At 71.4% G+C, this 13,209-nt stretch carries 14 protein-coding genes; 7 read left to right on the forward strand and 7 right to left on the reverse strand.

Annotated features, from left to right (window positions below; all coding sequences use genetic code 11):
* Position 1: 1 nt before the first annotated feature.
* Positions 2 to 982 carry an amino acid ABC transporter permease gene (locus ACFXG1_RS16085; RefSeq protein ID WP_384719299.1) on the reverse strand — a complete coding sequence of 327 codons (981 nt, stop codon included), beginning with the start codon at positions 980 to 982 and terminating at the stop codon, positions 2 to 4.
* Between the two features lie 92 nt (positions 983 to 1,074).
* The gene (locus ACFXG1_RS16090) at positions 1,075 to 2,061 is read right to left on the reverse strand and encodes an ABC transporter substrate-binding protein (RefSeq protein ID WP_384719297.1); all 987 of its coding nucleotides are present in this window, start codon (positions 2,059 to 2,061) and stop codon (positions 1,075 to 1,077) included.
* 653 nt (positions 2,062 to 2,714) lie between these two features.
* On the opposite strand from ACFXG1_RS16090, the gene ACFXG1_RS16095 reads away from it, so the two are divergent.
* From ACFXG1_RS16095 to ACFXG1_RS16110, 4 genes are all read left to right on the forward strand, one after another.
* Positions 2,715 to 3,998, forward strand: coding sequence for an NADP-dependent malic enzyme (locus ACFXG1_RS16095; RefSeq protein WP_384743001.1), 1,284 nt, complete (start codon positions 2,715 to 2,717; stop codon positions 3,996 to 3,998).
* A gap of 782 nt (positions 3,999 to 4,780) precedes the next feature.
* Complete coding sequence (locus ACFXG1_RS16100; RefSeq protein WP_384743004.1) at positions 4,781 to 5,743, forward strand: zinc-binding dehydrogenase; 963 nt, start codon at positions 4,781 to 4,783, stop codon at positions 5,741 to 5,743.
* Positions 5,744 to 5,816: 73 nt separating this feature from the next.
* On the forward strand, positions 5,817 to 6,026 hold the full coding sequence (locus ACFXG1_RS16105; protein ID WP_384719817.1) for a helix-turn-helix domain-containing protein: 210 nt from the start codon (positions 5,817 to 5,819) through the stop codon (positions 6,024 to 6,026).
* The gene (locus tag ACFXG1_RS16110; RefSeq protein ID WP_384743007.1) at positions 6,026 to 6,610 is read left to right on the forward strand and encodes a Clp protease N-terminal domain-containing protein; all 585 of its coding nucleotides are present in this window, start codon (positions 6,026 to 6,028) and stop codon (positions 6,608 to 6,610) included. The genes ACFXG1_RS16105 and ACFXG1_RS16110 overlap by 1 nt, the downstream gene beginning before the upstream one ends.
* A 39-nt stretch (positions 6,611 to 6,649) precedes the next feature.
* Here ACFXG1_RS16110 and ACFXG1_RS16115 read toward each other — a convergent pair whose 3' ends face one another.
* Together ACFXG1_RS16115 and ACFXG1_RS16120 are read right to left on the reverse strand one after the other, a co-directional pair.
* On the reverse strand, positions 6,650 to 7,666 hold the full coding sequence (locus ACFXG1_RS16115; RefSeq protein ID WP_384719813.1) for a helix-turn-helix transcriptional regulator: 1,017 nt from the start codon (positions 7,664 to 7,666) through the stop codon (positions 6,650 to 6,652).
* 1 nt (position 7,667) lies between these two features.
* Positions 7,668 to 8,615, reverse strand: coding sequence for a DUF4097 domain-containing protein (locus ACFXG1_RS16120; RefSeq protein ID WP_384719811.1), 948 nt, complete (start codon positions 8,613 to 8,615; stop codon positions 7,668 to 7,670).
* Positions 8,616 to 8,847: 232 nt separating this feature from the next.
* Here ACFXG1_RS16120 and ACFXG1_RS16125 point away from each other — a divergent pair, with 232 nt between their 5' ends.
* Positions 8,848 to 9,666, forward strand: coding sequence for a hypothetical protein (locus tag ACFXG1_RS16125; RefSeq protein WP_384743011.1), 819 nt, complete (start codon positions 8,848 to 8,850; stop codon positions 9,664 to 9,666).
* A gap of 75 nt (positions 9,667 to 9,741) precedes the next feature.
* On the opposite strand, the gene ACFXG1_RS16130 is transcribed toward ACFXG1_RS16125, so the two are convergent.
* Positions 9,742 to 9,924, reverse strand: coding sequence for a DUF6104 family protein (locus ACFXG1_RS16130; RefSeq protein WP_067236968.1), 183 nt, complete (start codon positions 9,922 to 9,924; stop codon positions 9,742 to 9,744).
* A 320-nt stretch (positions 9,925 to 10,244) separates the two neighbouring features.
* Between ACFXG1_RS16130 and ACFXG1_RS16135 the strand changes: the two genes are divergently transcribed.
* On the forward strand, positions 10,245 to 10,619 hold the full coding sequence (locus ACFXG1_RS16135; protein ID WP_384743014.1) for a hypothetical protein: 375 nt from the start codon (positions 10,245 to 10,247) through the stop codon (positions 10,617 to 10,619).
* Between the two features lie 261 nt (positions 10,620 to 10,880).
* Here ACFXG1_RS16135 and cynS read toward each other — a convergent pair whose 3' ends face one another.
* Together cynS and ACFXG1_RS16145 are read right to left on the reverse strand one after the other, a co-directional pair.
* Positions 10,881 to 11,351 (reverse strand): cyanase, encoded by a 471-nt coding sequence (gene cynS, locus ACFXG1_RS16140; protein WP_384717754.1) that lies wholly within the window; start codon positions 11,349 to 11,351, stop codon positions 10,881 to 10,883.
* A gap of 113 nt (positions 11,352 to 11,464) precedes the next feature.
* Positions 11,465 to 12,049 (reverse strand): carbonic anhydrase, encoded by a 585-nt coding sequence (locus ACFXG1_RS16145; RefSeq protein WP_384717757.1) that lies wholly within the window; start codon positions 12,047 to 12,049, stop codon positions 11,465 to 11,467.
* A 124-nt stretch (positions 12,050 to 12,173) separates the two neighbouring features.
* On the opposite strand from ACFXG1_RS16145, the gene cynR reads away from it, so the two are divergent.
* Positions 12,174 to 13,082 carry a transcriptional regulator CynR gene (gene cynR / locus ACFXG1_RS16150; protein WP_384717760.1) on the forward strand — a complete coding sequence of 303 codons (909 nt, stop codon included), beginning with the start codon at positions 12,174 to 12,176 and terminating at the stop codon, positions 13,080 to 13,082.
* The last annotated feature ends 127 nt before the right edge of the window (positions 13,083 to 13,209 follow it).

A 13,209-nucleotide genomic window follows, 5' to 3' on the forward strand; every position in this document is an offset into this window, starting at 1 on the left:
TTCATCGGGTGCCTCCCGCGGCGGTGGTGCGACGGCCGGAGCCGGAGAAGAGATTGGCCTTGACGCGCTGCCACGGGGTGGGCGGCAGGGCGCGGTGCGAGCCACGGGCGTACCGCCGCTCCAGGTAGTACTGGCCGACGCTGAACACACTGGTCATCACGATGTACCAGAGGGACGCGACGAAGAGCATCTCCATCACGGCGTAGGAGGTCGAACCGATCTGGGAGGTGGTCCGCATCAGTTCGCCGTAGGTGACCACGTACACCAGGGACGAGGTTTTGAGCAGATTGATGAACTCGTTGCCCGTCGGCGGGATGATCACCCGCAGCGCCTGCGGCAGGACCACCCGGCGCATCGTCTTCGACTGGGTCATGCCCAGCGCCTGGGACGCCTCGGTCTGGCCCTGGTCGACCGAGGAGATACCCGCCCGGACGATCTCCGCCATATACGCGGCCTCGTTGAGGCCGAGACCCAGCAGGGCGCACATGAACGGCGTCATGACGTCCGTCATCTCGTCCTTGTAGACGCCCGGGATGTTGAGGTACTCGAAGATCAGCGCCAGGTTGAACCAGAGCAGCAGCTGGACGTAGACCGGGGTGCCGCGGAAGAACCAGATGTAGAGCCAGGCGACCGTACTGGTCACCGGGTTCTTGGAGAGCCGCATCACGGCCAGCACCACACCGAGCACCACACCCAGCGCCATCGCCAGGACGCTGATCCACAGGGTCTTGCCCGCGCTCTCGACCACCTGCTGGTCGAAGGCCATGTCGCCGACCGTGCCCCACTTGATGTCGCCCGTGGCGAACGCGTAGACCAGGGCGGCCAGCAGGCCGAGGACGACGACACCGCTGACCCAGCGGCCGGGATGGCGGACGGGGATCGCCTTGATCGCCTCGGGGGGCGGAGTGCCCTCGGGCTCCGCCTCGGCGACCCGGGCCCCGGCCGGGTCGGCGCCCGGGGTCCGGTCGGGCTTCGCGAACATGTCGGAGCGCGAGCTCTCGGTACTGTCAGTCACGGTGACTGCCCTTCTGGGGAGTCGTATCAGGAGTTACGAGCGGTACGGCGGACGCGGCGTCACTTGCCGCCGTTGATCGCGGCCTTGTCGATGGCCCCGCTCTCGGCGCCCCACTTCTTCAGCACCTTCGCGTACGAACCGTCCGCGATGATCGCGTCGACGGCCTCCTTGAGGGCGTCCCGCAGCGCCGTGTTCTCCTTGTTGACCGCGATACCGAACGGGCCGGCGTCGATCTGCTCGCCGACGACCTCGAAGGCGTTGCCGTTGTCGGCCTTGCGGGAGAGGTCCAGGGCGACCGGGTAGTCGTTGACACCGGCCGCGGCGCCGCCGGACTTGACCCGGGTCTGCGCCTCGGTGTCGTTCTCGAAGGGCTCGATCTTCACCGCGGGCTTGCCCGCGTCCTTGCACGCCTTCGACTGGGTCTGGAGCGCCTTCTCGTAGGTGGTGCCCCGCTGCACGGCCGCGGTCTTGCCGCACAGGTCCGCGATGGACTTGATGCCCTGCGGGTTGCCCTTCTTGGTGTAGACGGCGGTACCGGCCAGGAAGTAGTCGACGAAGTCGACGCCCTTGCCGAGCTTCTTGCCGTTCTCGTCCAGGCCCTCCTGGCGCTGCTTGTTGTCCGTGATGGACGACATGGCGATGTCGTGGCGGCCGGTGTTGAGAGCCGTGATCAGGCCGTCGAAGGAGCCCGATGTGAACTCGAACTTGACCCCGAGCTTCTTGCCCAGCTCAGCGGCGATATCGGGGTCCACCCCGACGATCTTGCCGTTCTCGACCGACTCCATCGGGGCGTACTCGGCATTCGTGCCGACCTTGATGACACCGGACTTCTGGTACTTCTCCGGCAGCTTGTTGAAGAGCGGCGCGCTGCTGGCCGCGCTGTCACCGCTGCCCTTCTCCTTCGAACCGCTGTCGGTCTGGTCACCGCAGCCGGTCAGCAGCAGCAGGGAACCGGCGACCGCGACGGCGCCGACCGCGGCGAACCGGGAGGAGCGGGACTTCCGGCACGGAGCGGCGGTCGAGGTGCGCATGAAGCGTGCGGTCATGTCGGGGATCCTCCGGAGTATCAGTGGGCAGCCACTTCTGGTCGCGTACGGGTCTACGGGTCGCGCACGAGGCGCGCACGGGTAGTGCGCGGGTCGCGTACGCGGCCGGGGCCGCAGGTCGCGTACGCGTCCCGGGTGCACCCCGGAACGGGTCTTCGAGCGGGTCTTCGACCGCCGCGACCTTGTGTGTTTTCGGCATCTTGCCATTCGGACGGGCACCTTCAGGGGCCCGCGCATGTCAAAATCGGATAACGGGAGACCCCCGACCCCCGCAGGCCGGTACCGAGCGACCGGACCATTCGCGGGAAACGTTCCTTCCCGCCGGAAGATCTGCGGCAGCGGGCCGGTCACGGCCGGTATTCAGTGCCGGAAACAGGCGTGTCATGATTTTTCCGTGTGAGGGACGACGTGTCGTATCGATTCAGGTCGCCTGGCGCGATATGGACTCGTCGTCCACGGTCACGTTCCGGTAAGAAGGACTCTTACACCCCTCATCCGGGGCTCAGGGCGCGTGTGCGGCGCGCCCGCGCGTGCGCGCTGCTTCGGCCGGGCGGTTCGGACCGCCGGGGCCGGGCCCGTACGCGGTGCCCGCTCACCCCTCCTCACCAGGAGCGGAAACCCTCAACCGATGAAGATTTAAGGGGTCAATCCACATGGCAGCGGAGATTGTCAATCCTCGCAGCGACAGCGAGACCACCGAAGCGGCCGCCGGTTCCGGCGCCGTTCCCGGGGGTGAGGGGGAGGCCGGTGCGGCGGCCCCCGAGGAGCCCTTCGATCCGGCGTTCGCCCTGCACCGCGGCGGGAAGATGGCCGTCGCGGCCACCGTGCCGTTGCGGGACAAGGACGATCTGTCCCTCGCGTACACACCCGGCGTCGCCAAGGTCTGCACCGCCATCGCCGAGCAGCCGGAACTCGTCCACGACTACACCTGGAAGTCCGGCGTCGTGGCCGTCGTCACCGACGGCACCGCCGTCCTGGGGCTCGGGGACATCGGCCCGGAGGCGTCGCTGCCGGTGATGGAGGGCAAGGCGATCCTCTTCAAGCAGTTCGGCGGCGTGGACGCGGTGCCGATCGCGCTCGCCACCAAGGACACCGACGAGATCGTCGAGACCGTGGTCCGGATGGCGCCCTCCTTCGGGGGGATCAACCTGGAGGACATCTCCGCGCCCCGCTGCTTCGAGATCGAGCGCAGGCTCCAGGAGCGGCTCGACATCCCCGTCTTCCACGACGACCAGCACGGCACCGCGGTCGTCACGCTGGCCGCGCTGCGGAACGCCGCGAAGCTCACCGGGCGCGAGCTGGGCGAGCTGCGCGCGGTGATCTCCGGCGCGGGCGCGGCGGGCGTCGCCATCGCCAAGTTCCTGCTGGAGGCCGGTCTCGGCGATGTGGCCGTCGCCGACCGCAAGGGCATCGTCAGCCGTGACCGGGACGATCTGACGCCGGTCAAGCGGGAGCTGGCCGAGCTGACGAACAAGGCCGGTCTCACCGGGTCGCTGGAGAGCGCGCTGGCCGGCGCCGACGTCTTCATCGGAGTCTCCGGCGGTACGGTGCCGGAGTCGGCGGTCGCCTCCATGGCGCCGGGGTCGTTCGTTTTCGCCATGGCCAACCCGAACCCGGAGGTCCACCCGGACGTCGCGCACAAGTACGCGGCCGTGGTGGCGACGGGTCGCAGCGACTTCCCCAACCAGATCAACAACGTCCTGGCATTCCCCGGGATCTTCGCGGGAGCGCTTCAGGTGCGGGCGTCCCGGATCACCGAGGGCATGAAGATCGCGGCCGCGAACGCCTTGGCGGACGTCGTCGGCGACGCGCTCGCGCCCGACTGTGTGATTCCCTCGCCGTTCGACGAGCGCGTGGCGCCCGCCGTGACGGCCGCCGTTGCCGCGGCCGCCCGCGCGGAGGGCGTCGCCGCCGGGTCGCCTCCCGCTGCGGGGTAACCCGCCTCCCGGAGCGCCCGCCCTTCGCGGAGCCGCCACCCGTCACGGGGCGCGTGCCCCCCAGGCCCTTTCCGGGCCCCGGGGCCCGCGCCCCTTCGGCGTTCCGGGCGCCCCCGCCGCCGCCGCTGGGCCTGCGGCCCGGTGATGGGGGACCCCCAGCGCCTTGGCTACCCGTGGCCGGGGTCCCGGGACCGGACGCGTCCGGCGCCCACGGGTGTTCGTCGGCCTGCGGGCCGGTGGGTGGTTGCTCGCGCAGTTCCCCGCGCCCCTGGATGCTCACAGCACCGCGCATGCGAAGTGCTTGGTCCTCCGGGCGAGGCTGTGTTTCGGGTGCACGCCGTCTGTGGCTTGTCGCGCAGTTCCCCGCGCCCCTGGATGCTTCCGCTTCGCGGTTGGGTGCGGGCCGTCCGTGGTTGGTCGCGTCCCTGAAAACCTTCCCCCCGTGGCGGGCTCCGGGACAAGGGACAAGCCGGGGTGGCGGTGGTCGGGTGGATGTGGGGTGGCCCCCGCAGCCGTCGGCGGTAGGGAAGCGGTCAGCGTTTCCAAGGAGCCGCGCACCGCCGACGGCGAGGAGGTCACCCCGGAGCCGACCGGCCCCACCCGCGCCAAGCAAGCACCCGCGCAAACCCCCGGAGCAACGGCCACCCCCACCACAGCCCCGCCGGCGACTGAGGCGCAGAAGCAACCCGCAGCCCGCGGGAAACCAGGAACCCGCAGCGGGAGGCGTCCGTCACGTGTGGGGCGGGTTTCTTCGGGGTGCCGCGCGGCCTATCGTCGGGCGCATGTTTGCCGCCTATGCCGCACATATCGACCGTGACAACCCGCTCGACGGCCTCCGGCTGGGGGAGCGGCCCGAGCCCGAGGCGCGGGACGGGTGGACCACCGTCACCGTCAGGGCCGCGTCCCTCAACCACCATGACCTCTGGTCCCTGCGGGGCGTCGGCCTCCCCGAGGGGAGGTTGCCGATGATCCTGGGCTGCGACGCGGCCGGGGTCGACGCCGACGGCAACGAGGTCGTGCTGCACTCCGTGATCGGCCAGTCGGGCCACGGCGTCGGTCCCCGCGAGCCGCGGTCCCTGCTGACCGAGCACTATCAGGGCACCTTCGCCGAGCGCGTCACCGTCCCGGTCTGGAACGTGCTGCCCAAGCCGCCGGAGCTGAGCTTCGAGGAGGCGGCGTGTCTGCCGACCGCCTGGCTCACCGCGTACCGGATGCTGTTCACCAACGCGGGCGTACGGCCGGGTGACTCGGTGCTCGTGCAGGGCGCGGGCGGCGGTGTCGCCACGGCCGCGATCGTGCTCGGCCGGGCGGCTGGGCTGCGGATGCTCGCCACCAGCCGTGACCCCGCCAAGCGGGCCCGCGCGGTGGAGTTGGGCGCCGAGGAGGCGTACGAGCCGGGTGCCCGGCTGCCCCGGCGGGTGGATGCCGTGATCGAGACGGTGGGCGCGGCCACCTGGTCGCACTCCGTGAAGTGCCTGCGGCCCGGCGGCACCCTGGTGATCTCCGGGGCGACCAGCGGCGACCGGCCCGCCCATGCCGAGCTGACCCGGATCTTCTTCCTCGAACTCAAGGTCGTCGGCTCCACCATGGGTTCCAAGGACGAGCTGGAGGATCTGCTCTCGTTCTGCGCCGCGACCGGTGTGCGGCCGGTGATCGACCGGGTGCTTCCGCTGGACCGGGCCCCGGAGGGGTTCGCGCGGATGGCGGAGGGCGAACTGTTCGGGAAGATCGTCTTCACCCCCTGACGGCACCCCGGCCCCCGCCCCTTCACGTCAATCAGGGTTGACATCCCAAGGATGTCAATCTAGATTGACGGTTATGACTGAGGCAACCGATCTGGCCGAGCGCGCGGGCGACCGCGACCCCCGGGTAGGGCTGCGGGCGGTCGTCGCGCTGCGGCGGCTGCTGGAGCAGCTGGAGGCCGTCCAGGTCCGCAGCGCCCGCAATCAGGGCTGGTCGTGGCAGGAGATCGCCGCGGAGCTGGGGGTCAGCCGGCAGGCCGTGCACAAGAAACACGGGAGGCGTTGATGTTCGAGCAGTTCACCCAGGAGGCCCGTCGGGTGGTGACGGAGTCGGTGGCGCACTGCGAGCGCGCGGGCGCGGCGGCCGTCACCGAGGAGCATCTGCTGCTGGCCCTCCTCGACCAGCGGGGGACGCGTACCGACTTCGCCCTCGCGGCTCTCGGGGTCGCCGACCGGCGCGACTCCGTGGAGTCCGCGCTCCACGACGCCCGGCGCCGGGGCGGGCTCACCAGGACCGAGACGGAGGCGCTGGCCGGGCTCGGGATCGATGTGGACGAGGTGGTGGCGACCGCGGAGGCGGCGCACGGCCGGGGCGCGCTCGCCCCGGCCGGGTTCGTACGCCGCCGGATGCTCCCCGCCCGCCGGCCCTTCTCCTCCGCCGCCAAGGAGATCCTGAAGAAGTCCCTCCGGATCGCCGTGGGCCGCGGCGACCGGAGGATCGGCGGCGAGCACCTCCTGCTCGCCCTGACGGCGGGCGCCGGTGTGGTCTCCGAGGTCCTCGCCGACCACGGCGCGACCTACGCGACGGTCGAGCGGGCGATGTTCGGGGACGGCGGTACGGCCGGGGGCGCCGTGCCCCGTACCGCCTGAGCCCCCTCGCGACCGCCTGAGCCTTCTCGCCCGGATCCGTTACGCGTCCCGCCGCCCGGTGTCACCCGGCCGCGCGGTCCCCGGCTCGGCGTTCCCCGGCTTCGGGGCCCCGTGCAGCAGCGCCGAGATATGGGCCGCCGCCGTCGACAGATGGCGGCGGGCCTCGCCGAGCTGGGACTCCGTGACTCCGTGGTCGCGTGCCGCGTCCCTGATGTCGTCGCGGAAACGGTCCAGCAGCCGTTCGAGGTCCCGCGCCGGGTCGCCCGTCGTGGCCAGGTCCTCCGGCCAGACCGGCGGCGCGGGCTCCGACGCCTCCTCCGGTCCCGGCCGCCGCGACGACTGTGTCGGAGGCGTCGGCTCCGCCTGCTCCGTCTGTTCCGCCGGCCGGGACGGCTGGGGTGTCCACGGAGCGCGCGGCAGTCCGCCGAGGTGGACGGAGAGCCGGGTGGTCAGATCCGTCAGCCCCTCCTGGAGGCCCGTCGGCCAGTCGCCCCGCGCGACGTGCTCCTGCACCTCCTGGGCGATCCTGGCGACCTCCGTACGCGCCTTCTCCTGGGCCTCCTTGGCCTGGCGGCGGGCCTGGCCGGCCTCCTCGCGGGCCTTTCTGACCTGCTCCTGCCACTCGTGGGTGGCCTTGCGCCACTCCTCCTTGGAGGAGTCCGAAGCGGACTTCGTCCGGGAGGTGGCCGCGCGGACCTCGTTACGGAGCCGGCCCGCCGCGCCGCGTACGTCGTCCCGGATCTCCGCCGCCAGCTCCGAGACCGAATCGCGGATCTCCCGCTCCAGGTCGTCCAGTTCGCCGCTGCGCCCCGCCAGCTCGGCCCGGCCCGCCTCGGTGATCGAGTAGACCTTGCGGCCCCCCTCGGTAGCATGGGTGACCAGGCCCTCGGCCTCCAGTTTGGCCAGCCGGGGGTAGACCGTGCCCGCCGAGGGCGCGTACAGCCCGTGGAACCGCTCCTCCAGGAGGCGGATTACCTCGTAACCGTGGCGCGGCGCCTCGTCGAGGAGCTTGAGCAGATAGAGCCGCAGCCGGCCGTGGGCGAAGACGGGGGGCATGTCAGAGCACCTCTTCCTGGGCTTCCCGGGGCGCCGGCCCGGATCCGGTGGTCCTGTCCGTCCCCCCTGTCGACGGCGCGGACGGCGCGGACGGCGCGCGCAGCAGCGCGATGGAGCCGGACACGGTCGTCGCCTTCAGGGACCCCGTCCCGGCGCCGAGCGTTCCGGTGACCTTCTTGGCTCCCCATTCCTCCTGGATCCGCAGATCCTCGAAGGCGCTGGAGACCGCGCCGCCCGCCGTCTCCGCGCTGACCTCGGCGTCCGCCGGGTGCGGCAGCCGGATCGCGACCTCCCCCGAGATGGTGGTGAGCGCCAGATCGGTGGGCCCGGCGGGCTCGGGGATCCCGGCGGGGCCGGGGATCCCGTCCGGCTCGTCCCGGTCGCGCGTCGCGAGGTCGACGACCAGGTCGCCGCTGACCGTCTCGGCCCGGACGCTGCATCCGGCGCCCTCGATGACGGTCAGATCGCCGGAGACCGAGTTGAACCGCAGCCGGCCGGTGAGGGACTGGGCCTCCAGGCTGCCCGACACGGTCTCCGTGGTGACCGGTCCCGAGAGCCGGACGAGCGTCGTCTCCCCGCTGATGCCCCGGACGCTCGTGGCCCCGGTGATCCCGGAGACCACCGCGCCCGCGCCGACGGTGCCGACGTCCACGGTCGCGCCCGCCGGAACGGCCAGGGACACCACCGCCCGCCGATGCCAGCCCTTGCGGTCCAGCCACTTGAGCCAGCTCTTCCACGGCAGATCCGCGTAGGCCACGGTCAGCCGTCCGTCCTCGTGGGTGACGATCAGCGGCGGGCCCTCGATCGCGGTCACCTCCAGCCGCGCGGAACCCTCGTCGGTCCCCACGACGTTCACCGTTCCGTTGACGATCCGCACGTCGAGCGCGGTCACGGGGGCGTCGAAGACGAGCCGGCGCGGCTCCGTGACCTCCCATGTCGACTCCGTCATGACCTTGACCTCCCGTAACGGCCGACCTCTGCCGGGCAGACGCAATATATCGCGTTCGTGCGTGAAGACGCTATATCGCGTCTTGGGGTTGCCCGGCGCCCCCGCCGTGCCCCGCCGTGCCCGGCGGCCGGGCGGCGACCGGGCGGCGACCGGGCGGCGACCGGGCGGCGACGCGCGCCCCGCCACCGTACGCAACCGGTCAAAACGGGATGAGTGGCCTAGCGTGAGGAGTATGAACGCGACAGCCGTGGGCGCTCTGCTCCTGTGCCGGGCCGAGTCCTCAGCCGTACGCTCGCCCGCCCAGCTCCTGCGCGAACCGCAGCTGCTCGTTCCGGCGGGCGCCGAGTGGAGCGCCCTCGTCCCGGAGGGCGCCGCCTGGCAGGACGGCGAGCCCGTCGACCGGGTCGTGGCGGGCTGGGCCGTAGCCCTGGCCGTCGCGGTGGGCCTCGGCAGACCCGTACTGGCGCTCTGGTGGGACACCGAACGGGCCGGCTTCACCCTCGCCTCGGGCTTCCGCCGTCCCGTCGGCTACGTCTGGCTCGCCGACGGCACCCCCGTCGGCGAGGACGAGGCGATCACCACCTTCGCGGCCCGGCTCGGCCTGGACCCGGTCATGGACGTCCAGGCGCTGGCCCCGCTCACCCGGGAGAACCGGGACGTGGACGGCGCCGACCGGCTGCGCGGCCTGGTCGCCGTGCTCTCCCGCGCCGGACTCGAACTGCCCCCGGGGCTCGTCCCCGGCCGCACCCCGGCCCGGCTGCACGCGGTCGCGGCGGCGCGCGGCGCGCAGACCGTGGAGTGGGCGGGCTGGCGCGACGCGGTACGGACCGAGCTGCACGCCGTCGAGGAGAGCTTCGACCACTGGCTCCGGGAGCCCCGCGACCGGACCACGCCCAAGGTGCTCGGCGCGGCACAGATCGCGGTGGGGGTGCCGCTGACCGTCTGGGGCCTGCGCCGGGGCGCCGGCGGCTGGGCGGTCGCGGGGGCCGTGCTGGCCGCCCAGGGCGCGCTGCTCCTCGCCTACGAACGCAGCCGCACCCGGAGCGTCTGACCCCGGGGGCGGCGCCGGCGGAGATCCGTCGTCGTCGCCGACAGCGGCCCGCCGGTGAGCACCGGCCGGCGCGCGCTACTCGTCGTCGTCCTCGTCGTCCAGACGGGCCAGCCATGTCGCCAGGCGTTCCACCGGGACCTCGAAGTCCGGGTTCAGGTCGACGAAGGTCCGCAGCTGTTCGGCGAGCCACTCGAAGGTGACCTCCTCCTGGCCGCGCCGCTTCTCCAGCTCCTCGATACCGCGATCGGTGAAGTACAAGACATGCTCCCGGGACGGATGGGGGACTACCTCTTCAGGTTACGGCCGCACGGCCCCGCGACCGGACGGGGTACCGGGGTCGTCGCCTTGGCTGTGGGCCTTCGCCCGGGTCTCCACCCAGGTCCTGCGGCGGCTCGGCGGCCCATCGCCCGCGGCGATGCCCTACGAGGCCCTGTCCTCCCGAAGCTGCCGCGAAGTGACAAGCAGCTCTCTGCAGCAAGGCGGGGGTGTTCTTGTCCGGCTTTTCGATTTTCCGGGGTCGCTGAGCGGGCGGTTCCGCGAGGTAGCTGAACCGGGACCGGCTCGCGGAGGCTGTGGTCGTGCGCTGTCGGGGCGACCGGATGGAGCCGCCGACGCCGGGACGCATCGCCCGCCTGGTCGGATCGGCGGTCACCACCTTCGAGGAACGGTTCTGCGCGGCCACCGTGGACCGGCTGTCGGCGGCGACCCGTTCCCGCCTGGACGACCTGGTCGCCGAGGACACCAGCGGCGAGGAGTCGGCGGGCGGCGGCGTTTCCTTCTTCTCCGAGTTGAAGGCGGACCCCGGCGCGTTGGGCCTGGACGGTCTCCTGGCGGAGGTGAACAAGCTCCAGCGGGTGCGCGCGCTGGAGCTGGCACCGGAACTGTTCGAGGACGGGTCGGAGGCGCAAACCGTCCGATCGGCGGCGGCCGGTGCGGCCGGGTCGGCATCCTGAAGACCTGTACCCCCGGCGTGTGTGGCAAGGGCGGCCGGCGCGAGGAAGGATTACCAGCGCAGAAGCCGGCCGGTGGCGGCGACGTCGGCCCGAGCGATGTCGATGGTGCGCTGGACGAAGTCCATGGGGGTGCTCCGAAAGGGTGGGAGGTGGGCCGCCTTGCGGGTGGAATTCGTGCGCCGCGCAGTGCGGGGCGGGCCGGTCGGATGGTTGATCCGGCCCGCCCCGTTGTGCTGCCCGGCTTGTGGCGCGCCCTTGGGGTCAGAAGGGCTTGGTCGGCAGGTACTTGCCGTCCAGGGTGATGACGGCGCGCTCGCCTCCTTCGGGGTCGGTGACCTTCTTCACGTCGAGCTTGAAGTTGATCGCCGAGATGATGCCGTCGCCGAACTCCTCGTGCACCAGGGCCTTCAGGGTGGTGCCGTAGACCTGGAGCATTTCGTAGAAGCGGTACATGGTCGGGTCGGTCGGGATGCGGTTCGCCATCGAGCCGCGGGCGGGGATGGTCTGGAGAAGCATGACCGCGTCCTCGTCCAGGCCCAGCAGCTCGGCGACGGCCTTGGCGGACTTCTCCGGCAACGGGTGCTGGCCCAGGACGGCGGCGGTGGTGAAGGCCACCGAGAGTCCGGAGACGTCGGCGATCTGCTTCCAAGAGAGGTTCTTGCGGGTCTTGGCCTCGACAGCGGCGTCGGCCAGGGTCTGGCGGACGGTGGGGTCGAGCTGGGCGTGCACCATGATGAGTACTTCCTTCTGTGTTGGTGGACCGCTTCCGGGCAGGGCAGGATGCGGCGCGTAGGCGGGGCTCCCCGGCGCGGAGTCGCGCAGGGAAAGCGGAGGCAGGGCCTGGATCAGGCGGTGGCCGCGGAGCTGTCCGTCAGCAGGTCCTCGACGCGGCCGGTGCCGATGTCGTAGACCCAGCCGTGCAGAGTGACCTTCTGCTCCGCCAGGGCTCGGGCGACCGATGGGTGAGTGGCCAGGTTCGTCAGTTGCGCGAGCACGTTCTGCCGTACCAGGGCGGGAACGTCACCGGCGGTGGTGCCGGCCCGGGAGGCATCGGCGTGCCGCAGCCAGGAGGCGACCGCCGGAGCGCCGCTGAGGTCGTGCCCCTCGGCGAGGGCGGTCATGGCACCGCACGCGGAGTGACCGCAGACGACGATGTCTGACACCTCCAGTGCGGCGACGGCGTACTCGATGCTTGCCGCCACCCCGTCGGCGCCGGGACTGTGGGCGGGCACCAGGTTGCCGGCAGTACGGATCACGAAGAGGTCGCCCGGTTCGGTGCCGGTGATCAGCTCGGGGACGACGCGGGCGTCGGAGCAGCTGATGAACAAGGTATGCGGCGTGTGATGCGTGGCCAGATGGGCGAAGAGCTCCGTCTTGGCCGGAAAGACGGTCCGCTGGAAACGGGCGACGCCCTCGGCAAGGTCCTGCATGGTCACTCCCTTCGGGTGGTTAGCGGCCCTTGCGGGCTGCTGAGAACCACCATGCATGACCTGGTCCTATAGTGTCCAAGAGCTGAAATCGACAGCATCTATTGCTCTCATCTATAGTTTTGCTATGGCCGCCCCTGAACTGCGTCATCTGCGCTACCTGCTCGCCGTGTCCGAACACGGCAACTTCACCCGCGCCGCAGAAGAGCTCCATATCTCGCAGCCCACGCTCTCCCAGCAGATCAAGCAACTGGAGCGGACCTTGGGCGTGCAGCTGCTGGACCGCACCGGCCGCACGGTACGGCTCACCGACGTCGGCGCCGTCTACACCGACCACGCCCGGCGCGCGCTGCGCGACCTGGCCGCCGCGGAACGCGCGGTCCACGATGTACAGGACCTCTCCCGCGGCCACCTGCGCCTGGGCGCCGCCCCTACCTTCTCGGCCTACCTCATCGGTCCGCTCACCGCCGAGCTCCATGACCACCACCCCGGCGTCCAGCTCTCACTGACCGAGACGACCCAGGACCGCATCGAAGCCGCCCTGCTCGCCGACGACCTCGACCTCGGCATCGCCTTCACCGGACCCCACTCGCCCGGCATCACCCCCACGCCGCTGTTCACCGAGACCCTCAGCCTCGTCACGGCCACCCAGCGTCCCCACGCCGGGCCGGCTCCCGTACCCGTACGGGCCCTCGAAGACATTCAACTCGCCCTGCTACGGGGAGACTTCGCCACCCGCACCCATATCGACGCCTACCTCGCCAGGCACCAGGCCACCCCTCGCATCGCGGTTGAGGCCAACTCCGTCCAGGCCCTCACCGAAATCGTCCGGCGCACGCCCCTGGCCACCGTCCTGCCCAATGCCATCACCCACGACCACCCCCACCTCACACCCCTTCCTCTCGACCCGCCCCTGCCGTCCCGCACCGTCACCCTCATTCACCGCGAAGGCGCCTACCGCAGCGCCGCCACCCGCGCTTTCACCGAGCTCGTGCACAACCTCATCCACACCCGCGGCTACACCCCGCCCACGTGATCCGCGAGGCAGGGTCTCTCGCAAACAGCCCTTTGTCCGAGCAAGATCGGAAACGGGCCGCCGGACCGCTACCGAGCCCGCTTCCGTTCTCAGAACCCGTTCTCACTCGAAAGCCGCACGAACCCCC

Origin of the sequence: Streptomyces sp. NPDC059248 (assembly GCF_042753905.1) — a bacterium.
Lineage (GTDB): Bacteria > Actinomycetota > Actinomycetes > Streptomycetales > Streptomycetaceae > Streptomyces.

Bases quoted from the DNA above. Each gene is read 5' to 3' on its own strand.
- ACFXG1_RS16145 (WP_384717757.1), bottom strand. From the start codon at position 12,049: ATGCAGGACCTTGCCGAGGGCGTCGCCCGTTTCCAGCGGACCGTCTTT.
- cynS (WP_384717754.1), bottom strand. From the start codon at position 11,351: ATGGTGCACGCCCAGCTCGACCCCACCGTCCGCCAGACCCTGGCCGAC.
- ACFXG1_RS16085 (WP_384719299.1), bottom strand. From the start codon at position 982: ATGTTCGCGAAGCCCGACCGGACCCCGGGCGCCGACCCGGCCGGGGCC.
- cynR (WP_384717760.1), top strand. From the start codon at position 12,174: ATGGCCGCCCCTGAACTGCGTCATCTGCGCTACCTGCTCGCCGTGTCC.
- ACFXG1_RS16115 (WP_384719813.1), bottom strand. From the start codon at position 7,666: ATGCCCCCCGTCTTCGCCCACGGCCGGCTGCGGCTCTATCTGCTCAAG.
- ACFXG1_RS16125 (WP_384743011.1), top strand. From the start codon at position 8,848: ATGAACGCGACAGCCGTGGGCGCTCTGCTCCTGTGCCGGGCCGAGTCC.
- ACFXG1_RS16090 (WP_384719297.1), bottom strand. From the start codon at position 2,061: ATGACCGCACGCTTCATGCGCACCTCGACCGCCGCTCCGTGCCGGAAG.
- ACFXG1_RS16110 (WP_384743007.1), top strand. From the start codon at position 6,026: ATGTTCGAGCAGTTCACCCAGGAGGCCCGTCGGGTGGTGACGGAGTCG.
- ACFXG1_RS16105 (WP_384719817.1), top strand. From the start codon at position 5,817: ATGACTGAGGCAACCGATCTGGCCGAGCGCGCGGGCGACCGCGACCCC.
- ACFXG1_RS16100 (WP_384743004.1), top strand. From the start codon at position 4,781: ATGTTTGCCGCCTATGCCGCACATATCGACCGTGACAACCCGCTCGAC.
- ACFXG1_RS16095 (WP_384743001.1), top strand. From the start codon at position 2,715: ATGGCAGCGGAGATTGTCAATCCTCGCAGCGACAGCGAGACCACCGAA.
- ACFXG1_RS16120 (WP_384719811.1), bottom strand. From the start codon at position 8,615: ATGACGGAGTCGACATGGGAGGTCACGGAGCCGCGCCGGCTCGTCTTC.